The organism is Pseudomonas sp. PDM30 (assembly GCF_019218985.1).
Classification (GTDB): domain Bacteria; phylum Pseudomonadota; class Gammaproteobacteria; order Pseudomonadales; family Pseudomonadaceae; genus Aquipseudomonas; species Aquipseudomonas jessenii.
Genome location: NZ_JAHUWM010000010.1, coordinates 147112 through 169749, shown reverse-complemented (window position 1 = coordinate 169749; position 22638 = coordinate 147112). Strand labels below are relative to the sequence as shown.

Here is a 22638-nt window from a genome sequence, read left to right as displayed (position 1 = left end):
AAATTACCCCATATATAAAACTATACGTACCGTATTGTCAACGAGGCGACCATCGCTTGATTAAGCCGTCAGAAGGGGGGTATTACAGGTCTAACACCATACGAGGTGTCTTGCTTCCCGAGCAGCAGACAAAGAGCGTCTTGCCTGCCTGCTTTTCCGCCTCGCTCAGAATTGAATCGCGATGGTCTGGCGTGCCCTCCAGCACCCGCACTTCACAAGCACCACAGATGCCTTCGCGACAGGAATGCATCATCTCAACACCGTTTTCAATCAGCGCATCGAGTATGCTTTTGCCCTGCTCCATCCTGAGAGTCTTCCCGGTCCTCGCCAGTACGATCTCATACCCACCCGACGTCGCGGCTTCCTGCAGCGGTATAAAGCTCTCGAAGTGAACCCTGCCATCAGAGATGGACAGCGCCTTTGCTTGCTCGGAATAGACCTGAATCATCCCAGCCGGCCCACAACAATAGTAATGTCGGGTTCCATCATCACCACGGAAAACCTCCTGAATGTGAGCGACGGTAGCCTCCACGTCGTACCCCAACAGCAACTGGACCTTGTCCTGGGTGATGTGGCCTTGCATCGCGTCGATCAACGCGGCGTGGTTAACACTACGAGCGAAGTAATGCAGCTCCCAGTCCATTTTTTTGCTATTCAAGTACTGCGCCATACACCAAAGCGGCGTAACCCCTATCCCACCCGCGATCAGCACAGAACGGTGCTCGCCTTCAGCAAGGGGGAACAGGTTTCTTGGCTCACTGACCTGCAACCTGTCCCCAGGACGCAAGCGTTCGTGAATCATGATCGATCCACCACGACTTTTAGGGTCTTTGGCTACCGCTATGACGTAACGATTTCTCTCGGAAGGATCGTTCAGCAAGGAGTAACTACGCAGAGGAATACCCTCTGCAATGACGTCAATGTGCGCCCCTGGAGTAAATGCAGGAAGCGTCACACCCTCCAGCCCTTTTAACTCATACGCCAGTACCCCATCTGCCTCATGGGTGACTGATTTGATGTACACCTGGAATGTGTTTGGCATTTCGCAACCTAGCCCGAACCATGGATTGTTAGTGGAGCGTTCGGCCGCCAGCTCATCGAGCTGACGGCCTGACGGGCTCAGAGATAAGTCATTCTGCGTTCTTGACGCTTCTGCTCCGTGTAGTCCTGAATGACGGTCCCAACAGGAATCATGTCAGCCAACGCTCTCAATGAACGGTAGTCGCTCGCCTGCGCCTGGACGCTGTCTTCATTGGCTTCCGATTGACGAATCCGCTCCATCAATTCACGCCGTAAACGGACAATTGCGAGATCCCCGCTACCCAGGAACTCTCGCGTCCGATCGACAATGGGAATGCTCTCGGCAACGGCGTAATCCTCAAAAATAACGCCCGGAACGCCTGTCCAGCTCCGACCGGCACGCATTGCTTCGCGATCTTGCCCATAGTTGAGAAGACCTTGGCGGGACGCTGCGAAGTTGTCGTCGGATTCATCAGTACCATCCAGCGCGAAATCCGGGAGGTTTTCATCGATAGGTTGGCGCGAATCCCAATAGACATACCACTGAAGACTGCGCGTATTGTTAACCGGCACTACGATGATCAGAAATCCCGCTTCTTGTTCGGTGGTACCAATGAACGCGCTCGCCGGTGCTACAAACTCGGTCACCCGAAGGTAGTCCTGCTCCTGACCCGTGGTGCGCAACGAATACGACCGTAAGCCATACGGCTTGCTCTCGAGCGTGTACTTGGGGGTGTCGTTGCCAGTGACGAGCTGGAGCCCGGCCTGGGGAAGCTCCGGGTTCGCCGTGGTGTCATGGTGCAGCAGTCCGATATGGGCCGAGTCCATTAACGTTTCGACGTTTTGCAACCAGTTCGCTTCGTTATAGGAAGCCCGCGGTCTGGCGTGCTTACGATCAAAATAGGTGAATGCATAATCAGTGAAGGCCGGCGCTTCGCCCTCACCCAAGTACACCCAGACAATACCGCCACCCTCTCGCACCTCGAACCCTTGCCCCTTTACCTTTTTGCAAAAAGCCTGGTCCTTCTCGGTTGGCATTTTGGTGCAGTTGCCCTGCGTGTCAAAACTCCAGCCGTGGAAGATGCAAGTCAGGCGGTTTCCTTCATTTCTACCGAGCGCGAGCGAAACGCCGCGATGGGGGCATGCCTCATGGAGGAATCCGACATGACCATCATCCGCGCGAAAGGCGACATATTTTTCGCATAGCAATTCGACACGTTGTGGCGTTCCTCCCGGCTCAAGCGCCTCACTGCGCAGCGCAGGAATCCATTGTCTTTTCCAATACCTGTGCAGAGGTGTGCCAGGGGAAACGTCCGTCAGCAGGCGGTTCTGTTCAGCGGTCAGCATAGCGAGCCCCGTTCTTGTTTTTTAGAAGAGCCGCAGCTAGGCGGCCAAAACTATCTTAATAACAAAGTATCTCAGTCTTTAAGATAGTTTTAGGCTATTCTCGCTTTTAGAGCTCGTCAAGAAAATTCGTTAGCATGTTAACGCTTTGCCGTGAGCGCTCCGTCGACTCCCGTGCACTGAGGTTCATCGCCTCAATGACAGCCCTGGCAGCGCCATAGCTGCAGGGCACACCCGGTTCACACTGAGGTATGATCACCTCAAAGCCACCTGATGGATTTTGCATGAGCGATTTATTGTTTCCTGCCGCCAGCCCTGAGGCCGTTGCGCAAGCATGGCGTAACGAACGTCCGGATCTGGATCACCATGGATTGGCGATTACACTCCGAATCCGAAGCCTCGCCATGTTGATCGATCACCACATAGAGGTAATCGCGGACGACCTTGAACTGGGGATGAAGGATCTCATGCTGCTGTTCGCTTTACGGCGAAGCGGCCCGCCTTACTGCATGCGCCCTACCGATGTCTTTCGTCTGCTGAAGGTGACGTCGGGCGCCGCCACCTATCGAGCGGACAAATTGGTAGAACGCGGCGTCGCCAACCGTATTCCCGATCCACGTGATCGCCGAGGCCAATTGATTCAATTGAGTGAGGAAGGAATGCGTTTGGTAGATGTCGCTATCACCCGTCTGGCGGAATCGAGTTCAAAATGCCTCGATTCGCTCGATAGCAAAGAAGGTGAGCTTGATCAGATTGGCCATCTGTTGCATTCGTTGGAGGCCGGGTGGATGGAGATTACCCCCCTTAGTGAAAACCCGCTCGCACGCTCTGACGATTCTGGTCTGTGATGAGCAGTCCAAAACGGTGGATGAGTGGATGTCGCCGATTGGAAAAGCAGACACCCCTTTCAGGGCTTGATCTTTTTAAGATCTTCGAGTAATTCGAGCAGTTTCTGCAATTTTTTCTCACCAAACTGCCGCTGGATCTCGAGGTAATTGCGCTCCATCCCTTCGCTCATCGACAAAAAGCATTCATACCCTTGCTCGGTCAGATTGAGGAAAATGCGGCGCTGATCTTCAGCCGATTTCCTGCGAATGACCAGTCCATCGCGCTCCAGGCGCTTGAGCACACCACTCATGCTGGGCTTTAGAATACAAGCCTGATGTGCCAACTGATGACTTTCCAGTTCGCCCTGTTGGCGAAGAATTCGAATGACTCGCCACTGCTGCTCGGTCAAGTCATGATCGTTCAGGCCAGGACGGAAAAACGTCATAACCGCTTCGCGAGCCTGGAGCAAAGTGAGTGTCAGGGAAGGTCTGGGATTGGGCATATTGAGTGGACTATGTGAACCAGCCAACAGCTTACGGTTGGTGCTTCAGTAGCGCAACCGGCTGGAGGTCGCCGCGCACCTGTCCCCAGAAACAACCCCGCTGCAGTCACCCGAAATACAGGTCATTAGCGAAACCCCGAATGTCGCAGGCGATACTCTCCTGGCGTTATTTGTGCGTTGCGTTGGAAAAAACGATTGAAATACGCCGGATCCCTGAAACCCAGCAGGTAGCAGATTTCATTTGCCGAGCTGCCCGTGAACAACAGCAAACGCTTGGCTTCCTGCATGACCCTTTCGAACACCAGGCGTTTGGACGGCAAATCGGCAATACGCCTACAGACATCGTTAAGCCGAGCTTCGGTAACGCCAATGGCCTGCGCATAACGGCCAAGCGCCCAGTGCTCCAGATAATGCTCTTCAATCAGTGCATTGAATCGATGAAAGATCTGCAAGTCTTCACGTCGCGTAGGCGTCGCTTCGAGAGGGTTTGCGCACAGCCTTAATACGCTGACCATGATCAGTCGAGTCAGGCTTAGCACCGCTGCGCTGTGACCGGCGGCCCCACTGTTCATCTCCCCTCGCAGCTCTTCGAATAAAAATGCCAGACGCCGCGATTCGCTTTGCTGCTCAGGCTTGAGGTGATCAAGCGCCACACAGGCTGCGGGAAGTTGCGGCCCCAATGCCAGCCCAGGATCGCTTTCGATCAATTGCCAGATCAACTGCTGGCGAACGGTGAGCACGTGGCCATCGCTGTCCGCCTCCGTCACGAAGGAATGGGGAATCGTCGGTGGGGTGAGAAAAAACATGGGGCCAGACTCGACGTACTGCTGATCATCGAGATAAACCCTCACCGTTCCGCTCTTGACGTAATGCACCTGAAAAAATCGATCGTGGCGGTGCACTGGCATGTTGCGACCAAAGAAACCCGCCAGGTTGCCGAGCTTGTCGTAATGCACTTCGCTATCGCTGTAACGCTGATCGTAGACCTGGCCGATGTTGATGTTAGGAATTGGATACCGATCGTTCATCACACATTTCTCATTTTTCTTGTCCCGACATCCCCCGCCCCCATGGTGCACTCGTTGCGAGTAAATCGCCATGAACGATAAGGCGCTTGACGATCATTAACATATTAATTATAACGATAACATGTTAACAATAATTAGGCCGGACACCTCCCGTCCCGCCACTGCCAGGAGAGAAGCATGAGCCATGCCTTGCATGACATCGCGACCGGCACCTTGCTCGGTGTAGCGCTGAACTACCAGGGATTGCTGCTGAAGCGCCTTTCTGAATTCGAGCAATCGCCGTACCAAAAGCTGCCCGTCAAACCGGTTCTGTTCATCAAGACGCCCAATACGCGCAACGTACATGGCGGCGCCGTGGTGCATCCTGGTGCAGGAATTTCATTGCAGCCTGGGCCGGCTCTGGGGGTGGTGATTGGCAAAGATGCGAGTCGAGTCAGCGCTGACGAGGCTCTGGATCATGTTGCTGGCTATACCATCGTCAACGAATTCAGCCTTCCGGAACAGAGTTACTACCGCCCTGCCGTGAAAGCAAAATGTCGCGATGGTTTCTGTGCCATCGGCCCGGAGTTCGTACCGCGTGAACAGCTTGCCAATCCGCACGACTTGTCCCTGCAACTACGAGTCAATGGCGAGCTTCGACAAGAAGACTCCACCGCAAACTTCGTACGCAAGATTCCTCAGTTAATCGCCGAAATCAGCGAGTTCATGACCTTGTATGCCGGAGATGTGTTGATCACCGGCACACCTTTGGGTCGTGTCGATGTCCTGCCTGGTGACCGCGTAGACGTAGAAATCCAAGGTCTGGGATGCCTGACCAATGTCATCGTTGCCGAGCAGGAGGGCACCGTATGAAACACGCTCGTATCCGATTCGAAAGTCAAATACATTCCGTCACGGTCGATGCAGACAACATCGTGCATCTGAGCGACGGCCGCTCCCTCGGCGAAGACCAGGTCGAGTGGCTGCCACCGGCCAATGGCACCATGTTTGCCCTCGGCCTGAACTATGCCGATCACGCTGCCGAACTCGCCTTCGCGCCGCCAACCGAACCGTTGGTGTTCGTTAAATCTACGGGCACCTATACCGGCCACAATCAGATCACCTGGAGACCTGACAACGTTGCCTACATGCACTACGAGTGCGAACTGGTTGCGGTCATCGGCAAGCCTGCGCGCAACGTCAAGCGTGAAGATGCGCTGAGCTATCTGGCGGGTTACACCGTATGCAACGACTACGCGATCCGCGATTTCCTGGAAAACTACTACCGCCCTAATTTGCGGGTAAAAAACCGTGACGCCACGACCCCGGTCGGTCCATGGATTGTCGATGTTGCAGATGTCCCCGAACCAGGCAATCTGAAACTGCGCACTTGGATCAATGGTGAGCTTCGCCAGGAAGGCTCGACCAAAGACATGATCTTCGATATCCCTTACCTGATCGAATACCTGTCCAGTTTCATGACCCTGCAGCCAGGCGACATGATCGCCACCGGTACGCCCGAAGGCCTTGCAGATGTAGTTCCGGGTGATGAGGTGATCGTGGAAGTCGAAGGCGTTGGACGCCTCGTCAATCGAATTGTCAGCGAAGCGGATTTTTTCTCCGCGCGTAAAGAGGCTTGAACATTATGATCAAACATTGGATCAATGGCCGTGAGGTCGAAAGCAAAGACACCTTCACCAACTATAATCCGGCCACCGGCGAAGCGATTGGTGAAGTGGCCAGTGGCGGTGCCGAAGAAGTCGCACAAGCGGTGGCGGCGGCCAAGGAAGCCTTTCCTAAATGGGCCAATACCCCAGCCAAAGAGCGTGCACGACTCATGCGCAAACTTGGCGAGCTGATTGAGCAAAACGTTCCTCATCTGGCCGAGCTGGAGACCTTGGACACGGGCCTGCCGATCCATCAGACCAAAAACGTGTTGATCCCCCGAGCTTCGCACAACTTCGATTTTTTCGCCGAAGTCTGCACCCGCATGGACGGCCACAGCTACCCGGTCGACGACCAGATGCTCAACTATACCTTGTACCAGCCGGTGGGCGTTTGCGGCCTGGTGTCCCCCTGGAACGTGCCGTTCATGACGGCGACCTGGAAGACCGCGCCGTGCCTGGCACTGGGCAACACTGCCGTGCTTAAAATGTCCGAGCTGTCGCCGCTGACGGCCAACGAGCTGGGTCGTCTGGCTGTCGAAGCCGGTATTCCGAACGGTGTGCTCAACGTCATACAGGGCTATGGTGCGACTGCCGGTGACGCGCTGGTTAGGCACCCGGACGTACGAGCGATCTCCTTCACCGGCGGCACCGCCACCGGCAAGAAAATCATGCAATCCGCCGGCCTGAAAAAGTATTCCATGGAGCTGGGCGGCAAGTCCCCGGTGCTGATCTTCGAAGATGCCGATCTAGAGCGTGCCCTCGACGCGGCGCTGTTCACCATCTTCTCGCTCAATGGCGAGCGCTGCACCGCCGGTAGCCGTATCTTCATTCAGGAAAGTGTTTACCCGCAGTTCGTGGCTGAGTTCGCGGCACGTGCCAAACGCTTGATCGTCGGGGATCCGCAAGACCCGAAAACCCAGGTCGGCTCGATGATCACCCAGGCCCACTACGACAAGGTCACCGGCTACATCAAGATCGGCATCGAAGAAGGCGCCACCCTCCTCGCCGGCGGCCTGGAGCGTCCAGCCAACCTGCCAGCCCACTTGAGCAAAGGTCAGTTTATCCAGCCGACTGTGTTCGCCGACGTGAACAATAAAATGCGAATTGCCCAGGAAGAAATCTTCGGTCCGGTGGTGTGCCTGATTCCGTTCAAGGATGAAGCCGAGGCCCTGCAATTGGCTAACGACACTGAATACGGACTAGCGTCCTACATCTGGACCCAGGACATCGGTAAGGCGCACCGAATAGCCTACGGCATCGAAGCCGGCATGGTATTCATCAACAGCCAGAATGTGCGCGATCTACGTCAGCCGTTCGGTGGAGTGAAAGGTTCCGGTACTGGGCGCGAAGGTGGCCAATACAGCTTCGAAGTGTTCGCCGAAATCAAGAACGTCTGCATTTCCATGGGCAATCATCACATCCCTCGCTGGGGACTCTGAGCAGCCGATAGCCGCTGCTGAAGACCGCGATGAGGCGCGCATCGGCTCATCGCAGTTTTCACTGGCCGCGTAATTGAACCGACAAAAATACTTTCAGGAGAATCATCATGGGCGAAGTCGTCCTGGCAGCAAAAGTCTGCCATGTGCCGTCGATGTACTTGTCCGAACTACCGGGCAAACACCACGGTTGTCGTGCTGCAGCTATCGAAGGCCATAAGGAAATAGGTCGGCGCGCGCGTGAGTTAGGTGCTGATACCGCCGTCGTCTTCGACGTGCACTGGCTGGTGAACAGCGGCTACCACGTGAACAACGGTGAGCATTTCAGCGGCGTTTACACAAGCAATGAACTTCCGCACTTCATCAAGGACATGGTTTACCACTACCCAGGCTGCCCGGAGCTCGGACAACTGATCGCCGAAGAAGCCAACGCGGCCGGTGTGCGCACGCTGTCGCATAACATCCCGAGTCTGGAACTGGAATACGGCACCCTGGTGCCCATGCGCTATATGCACATGGATGTACCTGCAGCCGAAAAACTCAAGGTGATTTCCATCGCGGCCTGGTGTGCCTGGCATCGTCTCGAAGACAGCTTCGCTTTCGGCGCCGCCGTACGCCGCGCAATCGAGAAGAGTGACCGCAAAGTCCTGGTGCTGGCCTCCGGCTCTCTTTCACACCGTTTCTCTGACGATCGCGAAGCGGAAGCCAATATCCACAACTGGACGCGCGAATTCGACAAGCAGGTCGACATGCACGTGGTCAAGCTGTGGCGCGAAGGTCGATTCAGAGAGTTCTGCGCGATGCTTCCTGACTACGCCGAGCACTGCTTCGGCGAGGGCAAAATGCACGACACTGCAATGCTCTTGGGCCTGCTGGGTGGGCCGGATTACAACAAGCCGGTCGAAGTTCTCACGGAGCCCTTTGGCAGCTCCGGGACCGGCCAGATCAACGCCATTTTCCCGCTCTGAATTTCGCTCAAGCGGCAGGGGCTCGCCCGCCGCTCGGCACAACGACCTACCAGGAGGGCACGATGCCGCATTTTATTGCCGAGTACACCGACAACATCGAGCAACAGGCCGACCTGCCGGGCCTTTTTGAAAAAGTCCACACGACACTGGGGGCCAGCGGTGTGTTTCCGCTGGGAGGTATCCGTAGCCGCGGCGTTCGACTGGATACGTGGCGTATGGCCGACGGCAAACACAATTACGCCTTTGTCCACATGACGCTGAAGGTTGGCCACGGCCGCGACCTGGCGACACGTCGACGGGTCGCTGAAAAACTGTTCGAAGTCATCACCGCCCACTTTGCACCGCTGCAGGCAGAACGTTTGCTGGCTCTGTCGTTTGAGATGATCGAGCTCCACCCCGAGCTTAATTTCAAGCTCAACAACGTGCATGCCTTCCTCAATCAGCAGGCGAACTAGAACCTTCCTCTTCCCTCGGCCACTCTCACAAAAAGTACAAAATCATGAGCATAGCCACTTCCGCTGCACAGCCTTTGAGCGATGCCGCAACATCGACCCACCGTACAGTGACCTTGCGGCTGATGCCACTGCTGCTGGTGTGCTACCTGTTTGCCCATCTTGATCGGATAAACATCGGTTTCGCGAAGATGCAGATGGGCGCCGACCTGCAATTCAGCGATACCGTCTACGGTTTCGGTGCAGGCTTGTTCTTTGTTGCCTACGCGATGTTCGGAGTACCCAGCAACATCGCCCTGGATCGCATTGGGCCACGACGCTGGATCGCTTTGTTGATGGTTGTCTGGGGGACTCTGTCGACCAGCATGCTATTGATCGAAAACGCTGAAGGTTTCTACGCGTTGCGCTTCTTGCTCGGCGTCGCCGAGGCCGGATTTTTCCCGGGCATTCTGGTCTATCTGAACCGCTGGTATCCGGCCAGCAGGCGCGCCCAGGTTACCGCGTTGTTTGCCATTGCCGTGCCGCTGGCCGGGGTTGTCGGTGGCCCTCTATCGGGCGGTATCCTGCAAGGCTTTCATGATGTTGGGGGCCTGCGTGGGTGGCAGTGGATGTTCCTGATTGAAGGCGCGCCAGTCGTACTACTCGGTTTGCTGGTACTCAAGGTGTTGCCTGACAACTTCGAGTCAGTCAGTTGGCTGAGCAGTGAGCAGAAAGAGCAACTGCGCAAGCAACTGGCTAGCGAAGAACAACGCAAACCCATCATTTCGTTTGGCGGAATACTGCGAGATCCTCAGGTCTGGCTGCTGGTGGGCATCTATTGCGCAGTCATGCTGGCGGTCAATACGCTTGCTTTCTGGATGCCTACCCTGATTCACAGCTCCGGGATTGGCAGCGATGGCAAGGTCGGCCTGCTCAGTGCCCTGCCCTACCTGGCCGGCTGCGGCTTCATGATCGCCTGCGGACGGTCATCGGATCGTCGCCGTGAACGTCGGTGGCACTTGAGTGTGCCATTGCTCATGTCGGCCCTCGGTATCGCCGTAGCCGGCCTTTTGCCTGACGACCCCTTCATGGTAATCGGCGGATTGGTGATTGCGGGTATGGGCGCGAGCGCCGCACTGCCGATGTTTTGGCAGCTACCACCCGCATTCCTGTCAAACAGCACCCAGGCGGCGGGCATCGCCCTGATCAGTTCTCTGGGAAGCATTGCCTCGTTTCTGACACCCAATCTGATTGGCTGGATGCGTGACACGACCCACAGCGCCAGTCTTGCCCTCTACGTCCTCGCGGCATTGATCGTCGCAGGCGCCTTCCTGGTGCTGCGCACGCCCGCCGCCATCGTCAATCCTCATTAAGAGATCCAAGTCATGCTCGATCAAGAATTCATCCAGCAAGCCGCTGCACAACTGGACAACGCCGAACGCTCCCGTAAGCAAGTCGGGCAGTTCTCCCTCGCGCATCCACAGATCACCATCGAAGATGCCTATGCCATTCAGCGAGCCTGGGTGGCACAGAAAATAAAGAACGGTCGTAAGCTGGTGGGGCACAAGATTGGCCTGACCTCTCGGGCCATGCAGGTCTCATCTAACATTACAGAACCGGATTACGGGGCGTTGCTTGACGACATGCTGTTCGACGAAGGCACCGACATCCCCTTCAACCGTTTTATCGTGCCGCGCGTCGAAGTGGAGTTGGCATTCATCCTCGGCAAGCCGCTCAAAGGCCCGAATGTCACTATTTTCGATGTGCTGGAGGCTACCGAATGGGTGATCCCGGCCCTGGAAATCATTGACGCGCGTATCCAGCAGATCGATCCGGAGACCAAAGCCACGCGCAAGGTCTTCGACACCATTTCCGACAATGCGGCGAACGCAGGGGTGGTAATGGGCGGCCGTGCTGTGCGCCCTCACGAGGTCGACCTGCGCAAGGTGCCCGCTGTCTTGTACCGCAATGGCGTGATCGAGGAATCAGGGGTCTCTGCCGCCGTGCTCAATCACCCGGCGAAAGGTGTCGCCTGGCTGGCGAACAAGCTCGCCCCATACGATGTCACGTTGCAACCGGGGCAAATTATTCTGGGCGGGTCGTTTACCCGTCCGGTGGCTGCGAACCCAGGCGATACCTTCCATGTCGACTACGACATGCTGGGTTCCATCTCCTGCCGCTTCGTCTGATTTCTTGAGGACCGTTTCATGGATATGCCAATCAACACATTCAAACAACGCCTGAAAAGTGGCAAGGCTCAAATCGGCCTTTGGCTCGGTCTGGCCAACCCTTACTGCGCAGAGCTGGCAGCCAATGCCGACTTTGATTGGCTATTGATCGACGGCGAGCATGCGCCCAATGATATACGCAGCATGCTTGGCCAATTGCAGGCGATAGCGCCCTACACCAGTCATCCAGTGATCCGCCCTGTCGCTGGCGACACAACGTTGATCAAACAGATTTTGGACATCGGCACCCAGACCTTACTGGTGCCGATGGTCGAAAGCGCCGAACAAGCGCGAGAGCTGGTGCGTGCCGTGCACTATCCGCCCAGTGGCGTGCGCGGTGTAGGCAGCGCGTTGGCGCGGGCGTCGCGCTGGAACAGCGTGCCCGGCTACCTGGACAAGGCTGACGAGCAAATATGCCTGCTGGTGCAGATTGAAAGCCTGAAAGGCCTGGAGAATCTGGATGCCATCGTCAACGTCGAAGGCGTTGACGGGGTGTTTATCGGCCCTGCCGACCTCAGCGCTGCGATGGGCCATCGCGGTAACCCGGGCCATCCCGAAGTTCAAGCAGTAATTGAAGACACCATCATACGAATCCGCGATGCCGGCAAAGCGCCCGGCATTCTCAGCGCCGACGAAAGATTGGCCAGACGCTACATCGAGCTCGGCGCGGCATTCGTAGCGGTCGGCGTCGACACCTCCGTACTGATGCAAGGCCTGCAAGCACTGACAAGCAAGTTCAGAAATACCCCGGCCACGATCAGTACCGGCGGTGTTTACTGATTTCAGGTTAATTGCAAATGCTCGCCGCTGGCAGACATCAATGCCAGCGGTGACCATTCCGCCTCAACGCTTCAGTGTCTTCAACTCATTGAGCAACACCAACAACGTCTGCAACTTCTCCGCGCCGTAGCGCTCCTGCAAGCGCTCATAGTTCTCTTCCATGCGCCCGCTCATACTTTCAAAGCAACGCTCTCCGGCAGCGGTCAGTTTCACCAGCACTCGGCGCTGGTCGTGTTCTGAGCGCCGTCGTTCGACCAACTCTGCGGTCTCCATCCGCGCCAGTACGCCAGTCATGCTGGGCTTGAGAATACATGCCAAGTCCGCCAAGCGATTGATCTCCAGTTCGCCCTGCTGACTGAGAATCCGCACTACCCGCCATTGTTGCTCAGTGAGGCCTATATCTTTCAGAGAAGGCCGGAAAAAGCTCATGGCCACTTCCCGGGCCTGGAGCAGGTTGAGTGTCAGAGACTGTCGGTGCTTGGGCATTTAGAAACGGCTCAAAAATCAGTTAGCATGTTAATTATCTTATCACGCCGAAATAGCGATGACGTTTCTAGCGTCCATAAAAAAACGGCGCATTTAGGCGCCGTCCATTTAATCGCTAACCAGAGCACGTCAGAGCCTGATAACCGCTTTCAACACAGTCTTGAAGGTTTCCAATTGATCGTCACTGAATTGACTGAAGACTTTTTCCTGCTGTTCTCGGGCTATTGTCCATAATCCTTCTGTTTCATCGATACCTTTAACGGTCAGACGCAAGCGCTTATCTTCTTCACAGACCAGCCCCTTACGAGTGAGATTGGCGACGGCCTCTTCGATTTCCCGCTCGGGCATCGCCACCTCCCGTTGCAGATCCGTGAGGCTCAACCCTGCATCGTTCTCCAGCACCATCAACATACGCGCCTCACTTGTCCGCAAACCTGTCGACAATTGCCGCGGCTGATAGCTTGCCTGATACGCGCGCAATGCTTGGGTCATGAGGTAGTACAAATTGTGGCTCAGCCTTCCTTGGAAGTGGCTGCTAGGCGGCTGACCTTCAGCACTTTTTGTCATGCGCGTGTGGGGCAACACCATGGAGTATGCGCCCTGGTGGTACAGCAACGGCGAACGACCAAAATCATCGAAAGCCACTACCTTACCGATCATGATCCAATGATCACCACCGTCCACCTGCTGATATTTTTCGCACTGAAAACGCGCGGAGCAATCAGCAAGAATGGGCGCCCCTCCGTGACCTGACTCGTATTCGATGCCAGCAAAACGATCGTCTTTCGGACGAGCGAAATTGTTCGACAAATCAATTTGATCTGCAGCAAGCACATTCACGGCAAAGTGGGTAGCGGCAGCAAATACATCATGACTGGTTGATCGCTTATCGATACTCCAGAGAATCAACGGCGGATCGAGCGACACCGAGTTGAAGCTATTGGCCGTCACCCCCACTTTTCGGCCATCGTGATCGGCGGCTGTCACCACTGTCACACCGGTGGCGAAGTTACCTAAGGCGCGGCGAAATGCACGCGAATCGAAGGCAGAAGAAGCTGCAATTTCATTAATATCGGACATGCAAGACTCCCGAGCACGCCCCCTGGGCGCGCTCTGATTATTTTTATGAGGGGCTTGTGGCTTGAGGGCGAACGGCCTTAGGCCATTGAGGGATCGGGCTCAAGACCCATCAGTTCGCGACCAAGTATCTGTGCACAAACGTCATAGTCGGTATAGGCGTGCGCCCCCGTAAGATGTGCGTCGCGGAAAAGGCGTTGCAACTCGTTGGTTTCAAACCAGGCGCCGCCGCCGGCCGCTTCCATCAGACGGTCCACAGCCTGGATACACATTTTCGTGGCATAGCCTTGATTGGTACGCCAGAACGTGAGCGTGGTGCGGCTAGGGTACTCGTGGCGCTCGCTGTATTCGGCAATCTCCTCCCAGCTTTTTTCCAGCAACGCTCGGGCAGCCGCAACTTGATGCGTGGATTCGGCCAGGCGCATCAATGCCGGGGTGGCTGCGCCGACAGCGGCACCGGTGTAGGCACGGACGCGGTTGCGGGTTTTCTCGCGAAAGACATCCAGCATGCGCTCGGCAATACCCAGGCTGACAGTCGAAAAACCGCTGGCGAAATAAGGCCGATAAGGGGCGAAGAAAATCTTGCTGTCCGGATACAAACCAAAGCCCGCCGACTTGCCTTCGATCATGTCCTTGGCTTTCTGGATTCGGTGCTCGGGCACGAAAGCATTCTTGACGATCAGGGTTTTGCTACCGCTGCCACGCATACCAACGGCAAACCAGTCATCACGAATTTCGTAGTCACTGCTTGGCAGCACCGCGAAACAATAATCCCGAGTGCCTTCGGCATTCTCACGAAAGAACCCCATGATGGCCCATTCGGCATGATCACAGCCTGAACTCCATCCCATCTCACCACTGAAAGTGACGCCTCCCTCCACCTCCTCGGTGCGCCCAAAAGGCGCGATGCTGCTACTGGCAGTAGCATCGGGGTCATTTCCCCACATCTCATCCTGCAGCTTGCTGGAAAACATTGCGATTTGATGACTGTGAGTACATAGAAGGCTCATGGCCCAGGCCGTGCTGGCACAGGAACCGGCCAACAATGCGATGCAGTCGGCAAACTGAGGCAGAGAGATCTCCATGCCGCCGTACTTTTTCGGCTGCAACGCATGGTGCATACCAATACCTTTGAGCAAAGCGATATTTTCGGCGGGAACACAACGCGCGCGTTCGGCCTCGAAGGCATTAGCCGCGATAGTAGGCAGAACACCTTTCAGGTCTTCCAGCAGCGGGTTTGGAGTTTTCATGGGCGGTCTCTTTATTATTGGATAGTGGCGCTCCGCTTGGCAGACGCTTGCGAACATCGCCAGAAGGCACCGTACGCTAGATGGCAAGCGGGTAAGCGCGTCAGCACCCGGTCAGTATGAGGTGCTGGGGCACTACGAAAAATGCACGTTACAAATAGAAGATTGCACTTTTCATAGAGTCTTTAAGCAACGAACAAAACGCGAAGAAGAATGGACCTGAAAGTGATGTTCATCGCTGACTGTTTAAAGATGGCCGCTGCCCTTCCCTCCTGACTTGCCCCCCGCGCCGCCGACTTACCGACAACAGATCCGAGCGAAAAACCTCATATAAACGAAACGCAATGACTTGTAGAGTGTCGACCAAGCGAAGCAATTTTCACTGCAACAAAGCCTTCTGCTTGAGCACCCTAGCCCGCGCTAAAAACAACAAAACAAGCTTATTACGAGCGAACATTTTCCTGCTGGATTGAGCACAGCCAAGGTAGAATTTTTCACGCACAGGCAATATACTGAACACTGCGTATACTAATTATTTCCTTGACGAGAGCCATCCTGGGCTTTTGTTTTTTAGAAACAAATGCACCTGGGTAAGGGATCTTGAAAATGTCGACTAACAAACCTGTATCGACCACCAAATCGATAGTGGGTCGCCCACGAAGCGAAGCTACACGCCGTCAGATCCTGGATGCCACCATCAGGCTGCTGCAGGAAAAATCCATTCAAGCCATCTCAATCGAGGCGATAGCACGAGAAGCTGGCGTTAGTAAATCAACCATATACCGGTGGTGGGACTCCAAAGCGTTAGTCGTTATCGACGCGTTCATAGAGAACCAAATGTTGAAGACAGCCTTGCCACGAGAACTGGGTCCGAGAGAGGCAATTGCTCAGCACTTCCGCTCCCTCGTAGACCAATACTCTGGTTGGGCCGGTCGACTGGTCGCACAAATACTCGCGGAAGGTCAGTCAGATCCCTCTACTTTGAGAGATTTTCGAGAGCGGTTTCATTATGGAAGGCGCGCGATAATTCGAGAAACGCTAGAGGAATGGAGGGTGAGCGGCGAGATATCTCCCGATACGGATATCGAGATACTGATGGACTTGATTTACGGGGCCGTTTACATGCGACTCATGATTGGACACGCCCCACTTAACCAAGCGTTTGCCGAGTCGCACATAAACTTTGTGTACCACTTACTGGGTGTCAAGAGCACTGACCCCGAGGCCTAGTCGTTATTGGTCAAGTTCAGTGCGCAGGCGTTGAGTTGATCGGATACCGACGTCGAGCCATTGGAAACGAACACCCCGCTCATCTCGCTATAAGACTGATCGAAATGCTCGCCCCAATTGGGTCATTTCTTTTGCGTAGCGCGGACGAGCTTATCGGCAACGCCCATCAGCACATTGTTACCGGCTACCCAGACGCCCAGGTTCTGAACCGGACTGGAACGTTTGGCTTTCGGATCCTCGCGTCCCATCTCCGGGTTTTTATGACAGGCAACCGGCGCGTTGAGTACCAGCCTGCGTAAACAGGAATTGGCATGGTCGCACCACACGATCTCAGCCTCACGACCTTCGATTACCTTCAACGCATAATCAGGGTCGGCCAGCATCTGTCGTGCCAGCATGCTTGCATCGACATCGCCGTCCCAAATAGCCGCCGCCGCTTGCCGGGGATCTGGAGTACTGGAAAGGAACAGGAGCACCCCGCTACCCAGTGCCTTGCGGAAGGCCTGCGGCTCCCCGTGGTTCAGCATGTTGCCGGAAGTACTCGGCACATTGTCACGCATCGACTCGTAGTTGCCCTCGCTTAGCGAGATGAAGTCTAGGCCGACCTCGGCGATGTGCACTGCGACCTCAGCGTAACCCTCCGGCCCCTGGCCGTCGGGCATATGGTCATTCACACTCATACGCACCCCCACCGGATAATCCGGGCCGACTTCGGCGCGCACTGCTGCAACCACATCGCGCAAGGCTCTAGCGCGATTCGCAACCGAACCACCGTATTCATCGGTGCGTTGATTGGCCAGCGGGGACAAAAAGGACGAGTAGAAGTAGCACATGTGTGCGCCAATCTCGACGCCATCGAAACCACTAGCCTTGGCCCGGCGTGCACCGGCGACGACGCTCGCCTCGATGTCCTTGATCTCCTGGATGCTGGCCTCGTGTGGCACTGGTGTTATTCGGCCACCGGGGATAAAGAGATGGTTGGGCAAGCCGCCAGCCCCCAGGTTCACCGGCTTCGGGCTGGCCGCCAAAATCCACTGACCGTTGCGCGGCACGCCCATGCGGCCGAAGCTCGGAAACAGCTGCGCGAACACTGCTGCACCACATTCATGTACAGCATCGGACACACGCTTGAGGTCATCGACGAAAGCGTCTTTGTCAAAGCGAAGGTTTGGCGAAAACGGCGACTCATTCCAGGCTCGTTCGCTGCATACCGATCCACCAACGATGACCAGGCCCACCCCGCCCTGCGCACGACGCTTGAGGAACGCGATGGTCTGCTCACTTGGGCGGCCGTCCTCGGTCGGGCGAAGTACCGCCATCGGCCCAAGGATAATGCGGTTTTTAATCTGCAATCCATTGATCTGCAGCGGGCTTGCCAGCACCTTGGCTGCATTGCTTGTATTCATCGAAATGTTGGTCATGGTCAAAACTACTCTTGCCTGTATAGGGTCGGCTTGCCGGGTTCAATCAACTGAATCCGAATCGACTTACATGATTGAGCTGGCGCCACCGTCCACGGGAATATTGATCCCAGTGACCCATTTAGACTCATCAGAGGTCAGGTAAAGGCCTGCCCAAGCGACAGCGATCGGCTCGCCCGGCTTACCCGTCAGGGTGCGCTCCACGATCGGGGCCACGGGTGCCTTGTCGCCAAACTCCCGATACATCGCCTGAACCGGCGGGGTGTTCATTACACCAGGGCTGACCGAGTTAACCCGTACACCAACAGCGACGCCTTCTGCGGCCAGTTGGCGCGTCAAGGCAAGGACCGCCCCCTTCGCCGCGGCATGCGCAGCCTGCGGCAACGTTCTCGCTCCCTGCATGCCAGCACCGGAGCCGATGTTGACGATGGCACCTTTGGACTTCACCAGATATGGCCAGGCAAGCTGGCAAGCACGCCAGACGAGATCGAGCTCATTCTGAATAGTGAAGACATAATCGGCGTCGCTCTGCATCGCAAAAGGCGCAAAACGCGGCAGGCTGGCATTATTGTAAAGCGCGTCAATGCGGCCATGCCGAGCAGCAGCACCATCGATCCAACGCGCTACATCGTCGCGGTCGCTGAGGTCAACAGGAGCAACCACATCGATGGAATGACCATCGCTTTCTACCAGTTTTGCGGTTTCTGCGGCCGTCTGCGGATTGATGTCACAGCCGACAACGATTGCGCCTTCACTGGCGAACAGTCGAGCTGTCTCGCGCCCCATCCCACTGCCAATGCCGGTCAGTAAAACCACCTTGTCCTGCAATCGCTTGCTCATACCAACCCTCTCGTAAGGGACTTCATATTTTTGTTGTTTTACATCACGCCTTACGGGTACCTAGACGAAAGCAGAGGGCGGACAAAAGCCCCAACGCCAATGCCGCCCAGCCCAAGCTGCCATAGCCAACATGCAGGGCGAGCACGCCCCCCAGGAGTGGGCCAGTAGCCGAACCCGCCATGACCATCACCGGAGTGGCTGCGACCACGCGACCGGACGGATCCAGTCGCGCAAGTACCCCGAATGCGAACACATGGGTGAATGTGACGACGGCGATGAGAACTGAGGTCGCTACGATGTAAACCCCGTAACCACTAAACTGGGTCACAGCAACTGCTGCAGTGGCTTGTATCAGAGGTCCCGCCATGACTACGCCCGAGGCCGGCAAGCGGCGTTCAAGGAGATTGGAAAGGGCGACAGGTACGAGATTCACGACGCCACTGATGACAAGCACCGTGGTGATCTGCGCCGCGCTGAATCCGTGCCAGCCTCCTACACGCTCGATGAATCCGAAGACCATCGAATGGCTCACCATCAATAGACTCACGCCAGTGATGCCGAACCATACTCGCGTAGGCAACTTGGCGAGCTTGGATCGATCGTGCTGGATCGCACGGGCGACCTTCGGAAAAGCCAGCAGTGCGGCGAGTGCGGCAGCAAACATGATGCCCGACATTGTGTAGAAGAATATGTTCGGGCCGTTCTTGCCCACTAGCGGAGGCAGCGTCGCCATCACCAGGATGGACAGTAGGCTCAGCGAGCTAAATGCCATTGCCGCTGTGCGGTGCGGATTAGCAGTGCCACCCATCGTCCCGTGAACGATCGACAGGCCGCAGCCGACCGCCAGACCTGCCACGACATGCGCCGAAGCCAAAAGGGTATAGCTACCACTTACGCTTGGCATGCTGGCGAAGGCCATACCCGCCACGGCATAAGCCGCCGACGTTATGCGCTTGCGGTTGAGTCGGGATAGTTTTGGTGCAATACACAGGCTGCTGAGCACGACCGACCCGAGGAACAGAGTCAGAAGGAACCCGGCACGCTGCGGATCAAGTGCCAGTTGCCCGATCAGGACGATTCCAACCCAGATCGGCAAAGTGGTGATATCCATCAGGCCAGCGCAATGCCCGATGACGAGCGCCGCGGTACCGTAGCGGGCTTCCTTCCGGTTGCCAGCAGCCTTCGTCAGAGAGTCAGAAACAGAATGTGAGCTCATTGGTCTTTAGCCTTTAGGTAGTCGACAAGCAATTCAAGGTCGGCGTCGGTTATTTCGGTTTTACGAAATGCCGGCATGATCAGTACGCCGTTGCGAACGAAATACTTGATGAAGGCCGGGGGCATGTCAGTGCGCTCTTCCAATGCAGCCGGTAAGCTGCGGCCATACTTGGCCGCCAGCGAAGCTGTGCCAGGCATGCGTGAAGCTGCGGCGTGACAGATCGCACACCACTGATCGAAAACCTGCTTGCCACGCTGACCCGGTTCGACGTCCCTGGCCGGTTCGGAGGCGACTGCCAGACCTGCCAGCATCATCAGCACGATGAAACTGTTCGTTTTCATTTGGTGCCCTTCCTCAAATGCTTGGGCCAGATGCCGTAGCGGCCCGGCGAAAGAGTTCCGTTAGGATCGATGGCGTCCTTGATGACCTCGTTCAAGCGCAGCAGGCTGTTGTTGTTGTACGAATACAGGCCCATGGCCTGGTCCTGGAATTCCGGGTGGCAACGATATTCGCCCCAGCCATGCTGTGCGCCAATATCGAGCAGCGTCCGATACGCCTTGATGGAGGCTTTGTTCATCGCCGTATCATCGGTAATCGGGAAGCCCACGATGAAAAGGAAAGCGCGCTCGAAAAACGGCGCAGGCAACGCAAAAGGCCTGAGGTTCCAGATCGGCACATTCTGCAGCGCAGGCATGGTGCGGTGCGCTTCTTCGAAGACACGGTTGGCTTCGAGGATGCCTTGCGCAGTCTGTGGAATGACTGGAGAGAACCACATATGGCCGCGCATTGGGTGCGGGTTGCCTCCGGCACGCGTGCCCATACCGAAGAAGTCCATGTTTGGTACACCCACATCCTGTGGGTAAACCGTCCACTCAGCGGAAGCCTTGCGCGGATCGGTCTGAATCTGGCCAGCCTGAAAGCGCACTCCCTTGATCGACTTTGCGGCCAGCTCCTGTACCGCCTCCCACTGGGCCTGGATCACCTTCGGTGGTCCGTAGAACTTCAGGTTAAGCACCCAGTAAGGAATGTTGTTGTCCTGTCCATACTTCTGCAACTCTGCCGAAAAGCCGACGCTGGCTTTCGCAACCAGCTCGGCATGCGGCTTCTGCAACTGCGGCGGGCCATCATAAAATGCGTCGACAAGGTGTTTCGTGTAATTGCTGACACCCAGCAGCGGGCTACCCATTTCCGGAGCACCAGGGGCTAACCCAGTGTTCTCGACGTACTTGAGCAATTCCACTACCGCGTGCAGGTCGTCATAACGCGCGGCCATCACCATGCCATGCATGAAGGCTTCTGGTGCCGGCATCAACCAAATGCCCATCTTGGTGACAACGCCGAAATTGGACTGGGAAAAAATGCCATCCAGGATCGGCCCCATGCCCATCTTGAATTGCCCCCACGTCTGGGAACCGGGAAGCGCTCCCATTCCTGTTCGAACCACCTCCCCATTTGCCAGCACCACCTCCATTCCGCAGTGCGAATCGAAATGGTTGCGAAAGCGCGACAGCGTGTGACCTACTCCATGGTCAAGCGCATTGCCAACCACACTGCCCCAGCCGGGGTCGGCGACATCCAACCACACTTTCAGGCCACGTTCCTGGATGTAGTTATACAGATCGAAATAGCTGACGCCGGGCTCCACGATTGCGTAGCCATTGCTTTCGTTGACCTCAATGATGCGGTTCATCCGCTTCAGATCCAGCACAACACTGCCGCCATGATTGGGCGCTGAACCGCCGTAGCCGAGGTTTTTGCCGGTGGAAATCGTATAAAGCGGTATGCGGTGCTTATCGGCAATGCGCACGACCGCCTGCACCTCTTCAACCGAACCGGGCGCCACGGCAGCTGATGCGCTTCGATCCTCGGGCGTGTCGCGCAGCGGGGAATAAGAATCACGGTAGGGAAACAGATCCTCGTCCTCAACGAAGACCCATTCTTTTCCGACTACACCAGCAAACGCCTGTAGCGCGACGGAAAAAACTTCGGGGGAAACATTCGGGGGTGTTCTCATAATTCACGCGATGATCCATGAAACCAAAGGATTGGGTTGGCTCGCCGGTACGTCGTACTGATGCAGCACAACAGTACGGCGCGACTGGCTGCGTGCTTGTTCTGCAAGGCAATGCCAAACCTCGCGCGTGGTGAGTCCGGCGACAGCGCCACCTTGCTCACGCCAAAACGGTACGAGCGATTCCTGCCAAAGCCTCGTGAGTCCATTCGTGACTTCAAGCCGCGCACTGCCTTTTTTGGCATGCTCAATGGCGAAAGCCAGGCTTTGCGGCAATCGGCGGTCCGTCACGACAAAGCGAACGTCAAACTGACTGGGGTCGAATGGTTCTCGAGCGATCTCTCCGGATGGCTTCGCGAGCACCGGTAGCGCCCCCAGCATGGCGAGCGTCGCGGCACTTGCGGTGGACACGAGAAACTGGCGCCGCCCAAATCCGAGATTGGAAATATTGGGGATCGACATGCTCACTCCCCGAAAATGTTGAGGAATGTAGCGGAGCTCTGAACCCCGATTAAGAGACTGAGATCGGCGTCGAGGATCGAGCCGTTGGTATCGCGCGTCGAAGCAGCGTTGACGGGGAAGTTTTGGAAATCAGCGGACGCGAATTGCTTGTCGCGTTCAGCCACCTGTTCACTGGTCGAGTGCCAGATGCGGCCCACAATGGTAACGGTCGCAACATCGCCTTTCAGGCTCGAACCCTGATGCATGTTTGTTTCCTCCGCGCGTTCTTGTTGTTGTGCCCGTGACAGGCTTCATATGCGCGAAACAAAAATATACGATCCGTACCGTTTTGTGCAAGCTTACTTTTTTCGGTTTCGTCAGCTGGCAGCCTTCACCTGCCTACGGAGTCAGCCCTCATGGGCCTTCCACACTCGCCAAGCCAAGCCCAAAGCGTTTTT

Annotated in this window: 24 protein-coding genes; 10 read left to right on the top strand and 14 right to left on the bottom strand. The window is 56.2% G+C overall.

Translation table 11 applies throughout. From position 1 onward, the window contains the following. Positions 1-82: 82 nt before the first annotated feature. Both KW840_RS22565 and KW840_RS22560 read right to left on the bottom strand, forming a co-directional pair. Positions 83-1042, bottom strand: a complete 960-nt coding sequence (locus KW840_RS22565) for a PDR/VanB family oxidoreductase (protein ID WP_056723249.1) — start codon at positions 1040-1042, stop codon at positions 83-85. A gap of 77 nt (positions 1043-1119) precedes the next feature. Then, a complete protein-coding gene (locus KW840_RS22560; protein WP_090454420.1) occupies positions 1120-2367 on the bottom strand; it encodes a Rieske 2Fe-2S domain-containing protein in 1248 nt (415 codons plus the stop codon). A 281-nt stretch (positions 2368-2648) separates the two neighbouring features. Between KW840_RS22560 and KW840_RS22555 the strand changes: the two genes are divergently transcribed. Further along, positions 2649-3212 (top strand): MarR family winged helix-turn-helix transcriptional regulator, encoded by a 564-nt coding sequence (locus KW840_RS22555; RefSeq protein WP_056723253.1) that lies wholly within the window; start codon positions 2649-2651, stop codon positions 3210-3212. 59 nt (positions 3213-3271) lie between these two features. Here the strand turns inward: KW840_RS22555 and hpaR (KW840_RS22550) are convergent, their stop codons facing one another. Further along, positions 3272-3694 carry a homoprotocatechuate degradation operon regulator HpaR gene (gene hpaR, locus KW840_RS22550; protein WP_056723258.1) on the bottom strand — a complete coding sequence of 141 codons (423 nt, stop codon included), beginning with the start codon at positions 3692-3694 and terminating at the stop codon, positions 3272-3274. 125 nt (positions 3695-3819) lie between these two features. Beyond that, complete coding sequence (gene hpaA / locus KW840_RS22545) at positions 3820-4722, bottom strand: 4-hydroxyphenylacetate catabolism regulatory protein HpaA (protein WP_056723260.1); 903 nt, start codon at positions 4720-4722, stop codon at positions 3820-3822. A gap of 177 nt (positions 4723-4899) precedes the next feature. Here hpaA and KW840_RS22540 point away from each other — a divergent pair, with 177 nt between their 5' ends. The 8 genes from KW840_RS22540 (at position 4900) to hpaI (ending at position 12211) form a co-directional block, all read left to right on the top strand. Then, positions 4900-5574: a fumarylacetoacetate hydrolase family protein gene (locus KW840_RS22540; protein WP_218497880.1), complete on the top strand. Its 675-nt coding sequence runs from the start codon at positions 4900-4902 to the stop codon at positions 5572-5574. Beyond that, positions 5571-6341, top strand: a complete 771-nt coding sequence (locus KW840_RS22535) for a fumarylacetoacetate hydrolase family protein (protein WP_056723264.1) — start codon at positions 5571-5573, stop codon at positions 6339-6341. Before KW840_RS22540 ends, KW840_RS22535 begins: the two co-directional genes overlap by 4 nt. 5 nt (positions 6342-6346) lie before the next feature. Continuing rightward, on the top strand, positions 6347-7807 hold the full coding sequence (gene hpaE / locus KW840_RS22530; RefSeq protein ID WP_056723266.1) for a 5-carboxymethyl-2-hydroxymuconate semialdehyde dehydrogenase: 1461 nt from the start codon (positions 6347-6349) through the stop codon (positions 7805-7807). 107 nt (positions 7808-7914) lie between these two features. Beyond that, positions 7915-8772 (top strand): 3,4-dihydroxyphenylacetate 2,3-dioxygenase, encoded by an 858-nt coding sequence (gene hpaD, locus KW840_RS22525; RefSeq protein WP_056723268.1) that lies wholly within the window; start codon positions 7915-7917, stop codon positions 8770-8772. Positions 8773-8834: 62 nt separating this feature from the next. After that, positions 8835-9227, top strand: a complete 393-nt coding sequence (locus tag KW840_RS22520) for a 5-carboxymethyl-2-hydroxymuconate Delta-isomerase (protein WP_218497879.1) — start codon at positions 8835-8837, stop codon at positions 9225-9227. A 44-nt stretch (positions 9228-9271) separates the two neighbouring features. Then, a complete protein-coding gene (locus KW840_RS22515; protein ID WP_056723273.1) occupies positions 9272-10576 on the top strand; it encodes an MFS transporter in 1305 nt (434 codons plus the stop codon). A 12-nt stretch (positions 10577-10588) separates the two neighbouring features. After that, the gene (hpaH, locus tag KW840_RS22510; RefSeq protein ID WP_056723274.1) at positions 10589-11392 is read left to right on the top strand and encodes a 2-oxo-hept-4-ene-1,7-dioate hydratase; all 804 of its coding nucleotides are present in this window, start codon (positions 10589-10591) and stop codon (positions 11390-11392) included. Between the two features lie 18 nt (positions 11393-11410). Next, positions 11411-12211 carry a 4-hydroxy-2-oxoheptanedioate aldolase gene (gene hpaI, locus KW840_RS22505; RefSeq protein WP_218497878.1) on the top strand — a complete coding sequence of 267 codons (801 nt, stop codon included), beginning with the start codon at positions 11411-11413 and terminating at the stop codon, positions 12209-12211. Between the two features lie 63 nt (positions 12212-12274). On the opposite strand, the gene hpaR (KW840_RS22500) is transcribed toward hpaI, so the two are convergent. The 3 genes from hpaR (KW840_RS22500) to KW840_RS22490 all read right to left on the bottom strand — a co-directional run bounded on the left by hpaR (KW840_RS22500) (position 12275) and on the right by KW840_RS22490 (position 15024). Continuing rightward, complete coding sequence (gene hpaR, locus KW840_RS22500; protein WP_056723279.1) at positions 12275-12697, bottom strand: homoprotocatechuate degradation operon regulator HpaR; 423 nt, start codon at positions 12695-12697, stop codon at positions 12275-12277. 129 nt (positions 12698-12826) lie between these two features. Next, on the bottom strand, positions 12827-13777 hold the full coding sequence (locus tag KW840_RS22495) for a p-hydroxyphenylacetate 3-hydroxylase reductase component (RefSeq protein WP_090454399.1): 951 nt from the start codon (positions 13775-13777) through the stop codon (positions 12827-12829). Between the two features lie 77 nt (positions 13778-13854). Continuing rightward, the gene (locus tag KW840_RS22490; protein ID WP_056723282.1) at positions 13855-15024 is read right to left on the bottom strand and encodes a p-hydroxyphenylacetate 3-hydroxylase oxygenase component; all 1170 of its coding nucleotides are present in this window, start codon (positions 15022-15024) and stop codon (positions 13855-13857) included. A gap of 603 nt (positions 15025-15627) precedes the next feature. Between KW840_RS22490 and KW840_RS29055 the strand changes: the two genes are divergently transcribed. Next, positions 15628-16251: a TetR/AcrR family transcriptional regulator gene (locus KW840_RS29055; RefSeq protein WP_056723284.1), complete on the top strand. Its 624-nt coding sequence runs from the start codon at positions 15628-15630 to the stop codon at positions 16249-16251. 122 nt (positions 16252-16373) lie between these two features. Here KW840_RS29055 and KW840_RS22480 read toward each other — a convergent pair whose 3' ends face one another. From KW840_RS22480 to KW840_RS22450, 7 genes are all read right to left on the bottom strand, one after another. Beyond that, positions 16374-17672, bottom strand: coding sequence for an NADH:flavin oxidoreductase (locus KW840_RS22480; protein WP_218497877.1), 1299 nt, complete (start codon positions 17670-17672; stop codon positions 16374-16376). Positions 17673-17738: 66 nt separating this feature from the next. Continuing rightward, positions 17739-18512 (bottom strand): SDR family NAD(P)-dependent oxidoreductase, encoded by a 774-nt coding sequence (locus tag KW840_RS22475; protein WP_056723287.1) that lies wholly within the window; start codon positions 18510-18512, stop codon positions 17739-17741. Positions 18513-18555: 43 nt separating this feature from the next. Continuing rightward, a complete protein-coding gene (locus KW840_RS22470; protein WP_056723289.1) occupies positions 18556-19728 on the bottom strand; it encodes an MFS transporter in 1173 nt (390 codons plus the stop codon). Then, positions 19725-20069, bottom strand: a complete 345-nt coding sequence (locus tag KW840_RS22465; protein WP_082562920.1) for a cytochrome c — start codon at positions 20067-20069, stop codon at positions 19725-19727. The genes KW840_RS22470 and KW840_RS22465 overlap by 4 nt, the downstream gene beginning before the upstream one ends. After that, on the bottom strand, positions 20066-21742 hold the full coding sequence (locus tag KW840_RS22460; RefSeq protein WP_218497876.1) for an FAD-binding oxidoreductase: 1677 nt from the start codon (positions 21740-21742) through the stop codon (positions 20066-20068). The genes KW840_RS22465 and KW840_RS22460 overlap by 4 nt, the downstream gene beginning before the upstream one ends. Before the next feature lie 3 nt (positions 21743-21745). Next, positions 21746-22201: a hypothetical protein gene (locus KW840_RS22455; protein WP_218497875.1), complete on the bottom strand. Its 456-nt coding sequence runs from the start codon at positions 22199-22201 to the stop codon at positions 21746-21748. Positions 22202-22203: 2 nt separating this feature from the next. Beyond that, positions 22204-22446 carry a hypothetical protein gene (locus KW840_RS22450; protein ID WP_218497874.1) on the bottom strand — a complete coding sequence of 81 codons (243 nt, stop codon included), beginning with the start codon at positions 22444-22446 and terminating at the stop codon, positions 22204-22206. Between the last annotated feature and the right edge of the window lie 192 nt (positions 22447-22638).

Excerpts from the sequence above, each read along its gene's own strand:
- KW840_RS22565 (WP_056723249.1), bottom strand. The coding sequence starts at position 1,042 with ATGCCAAACACATTCCAGGTGTACATCAAATCAGTCACCCATGAGGCA.
- KW840_RS22560 (WP_090454420.1), bottom strand. The coding sequence starts at position 2,367 with ATGCTGACCGCTGAACAGAACCGCCTGCTGACGGACGTTTCCCCTGGC.
- KW840_RS22555 (WP_056723253.1), top strand. The coding sequence starts at position 2,649 with ATGAGCGATTTATTGTTTCCTGCCGCCAGCCCTGAGGCCGTTGCGCAA.
- hpaR (WP_056723258.1), bottom strand. The coding sequence starts at position 3,694 with ATGCCCAATCCCAGACCTTCCCTGACACTCACTTTGCTCCAGGCTCGC.
- hpaA (WP_056723260.1), bottom strand. The coding sequence starts at position 4,722 with ATGAACGATCGGTATCCAATTCCTAACATCAACATCGGCCAGGTCTAC.
- KW840_RS22540 (WP_218497880.1), top strand. The coding sequence starts at position 4,900 with ATGAGCCATGCCTTGCATGACATCGCGACCGGCACCTTGCTCGGTGTA.
- KW840_RS22535 (WP_056723264.1), top strand. The coding sequence starts at position 5,571 with ATGAAACACGCTCGTATCCGATTCGAAAGTCAAATACATTCCGTCACG.
- hpaE (WP_056723266.1), top strand. The coding sequence starts at position 6,347 with ATGATCAAACATTGGATCAATGGCCGTGAGGTCGAAAGCAAAGACACC.
- hpaD (WP_056723268.1), top strand. The coding sequence starts at position 7,915 with ATGGGCGAAGTCGTCCTGGCAGCAAAAGTCTGCCATGTGCCGTCGATG.
- KW840_RS22520 (WP_218497879.1), top strand. The coding sequence starts at position 8,835 with ATGCCGCATTTTATTGCCGAGTACACCGACAACATCGAGCAACAGGCC.
- KW840_RS22515 (WP_056723273.1), top strand. The coding sequence starts at position 9,272 with ATGAGCATAGCCACTTCCGCTGCACAGCCTTTGAGCGATGCCGCAACA.
- hpaH (WP_056723274.1), top strand. The coding sequence starts at position 10,589 with ATGCTCGATCAAGAATTCATCCAGCAAGCCGCTGCACAACTGGACAAC.
- hpaI (WP_218497878.1), top strand. The coding sequence starts at position 11,411 with ATGGATATGCCAATCAACACATTCAAACAACGCCTGAAAAGTGGCAAG.
- hpaR (WP_056723279.1), bottom strand. The coding sequence starts at position 12,697 with ATGCCCAAGCACCGACAGTCTCTGACACTCAACCTGCTCCAGGCCCGG.
- KW840_RS22495 (WP_090454399.1), bottom strand. The coding sequence starts at position 13,777 with ATGTCCGATATTAATGAAATTGCAGCTTCTTCTGCCTTCGATTCGCGT.
- KW840_RS22490 (WP_056723282.1), bottom strand. The coding sequence starts at position 15,024 with ATGAAAACTCCAAACCCGCTGCTGGAAGACCTGAAAGGTGTTCTGCCT.
- KW840_RS29055 (WP_056723284.1), top strand. The coding sequence starts at position 15,628 with ATGTCGACTAACAAACCTGTATCGACCACCAAATCGATAGTGGGTCGC.
- KW840_RS22480 (WP_218497877.1), bottom strand. The coding sequence starts at position 17,672 with ATGACCAACATTTCGATGAATACAAGCAATGCAGCCAAGGTGCTGGCA.
- KW840_RS22475 (WP_056723287.1), bottom strand. The coding sequence starts at position 18,512 with ATGAGCAAGCGATTGCAGGACAAGGTGGTTTTACTGACCGGCATTGGC.
- KW840_RS22470 (WP_056723289.1), bottom strand. The coding sequence starts at position 19,728 with ATGAGCTCACATTCTGTTTCTGACTCTCTGACGAAGGCTGCTGGCAAC.
- KW840_RS22465 (WP_082562920.1), bottom strand. The coding sequence starts at position 20,069 with ATGAAAACGAACAGTTTCATCGTGCTGATGATGCTGGCAGGTCTGGCA.
- KW840_RS22460 (WP_218497876.1), bottom strand. The coding sequence starts at position 21,742 with ATGAGAACACCCCCGAATGTTTCCCCCGAAGTTTTTTCCGTCGCGCTA.
- KW840_RS22455 (WP_218497875.1), bottom strand. The coding sequence starts at position 22,201 with ATGTCGATCCCCAATATTTCCAATCTCGGATTTGGGCGGCGCCAGTTT.
- KW840_RS22450 (WP_218497874.1), bottom strand. The coding sequence starts at position 22,446 with ATGCATCAGGGTTCGAGCCTGAAAGGCGATGTTGCGACCGTTACCATT.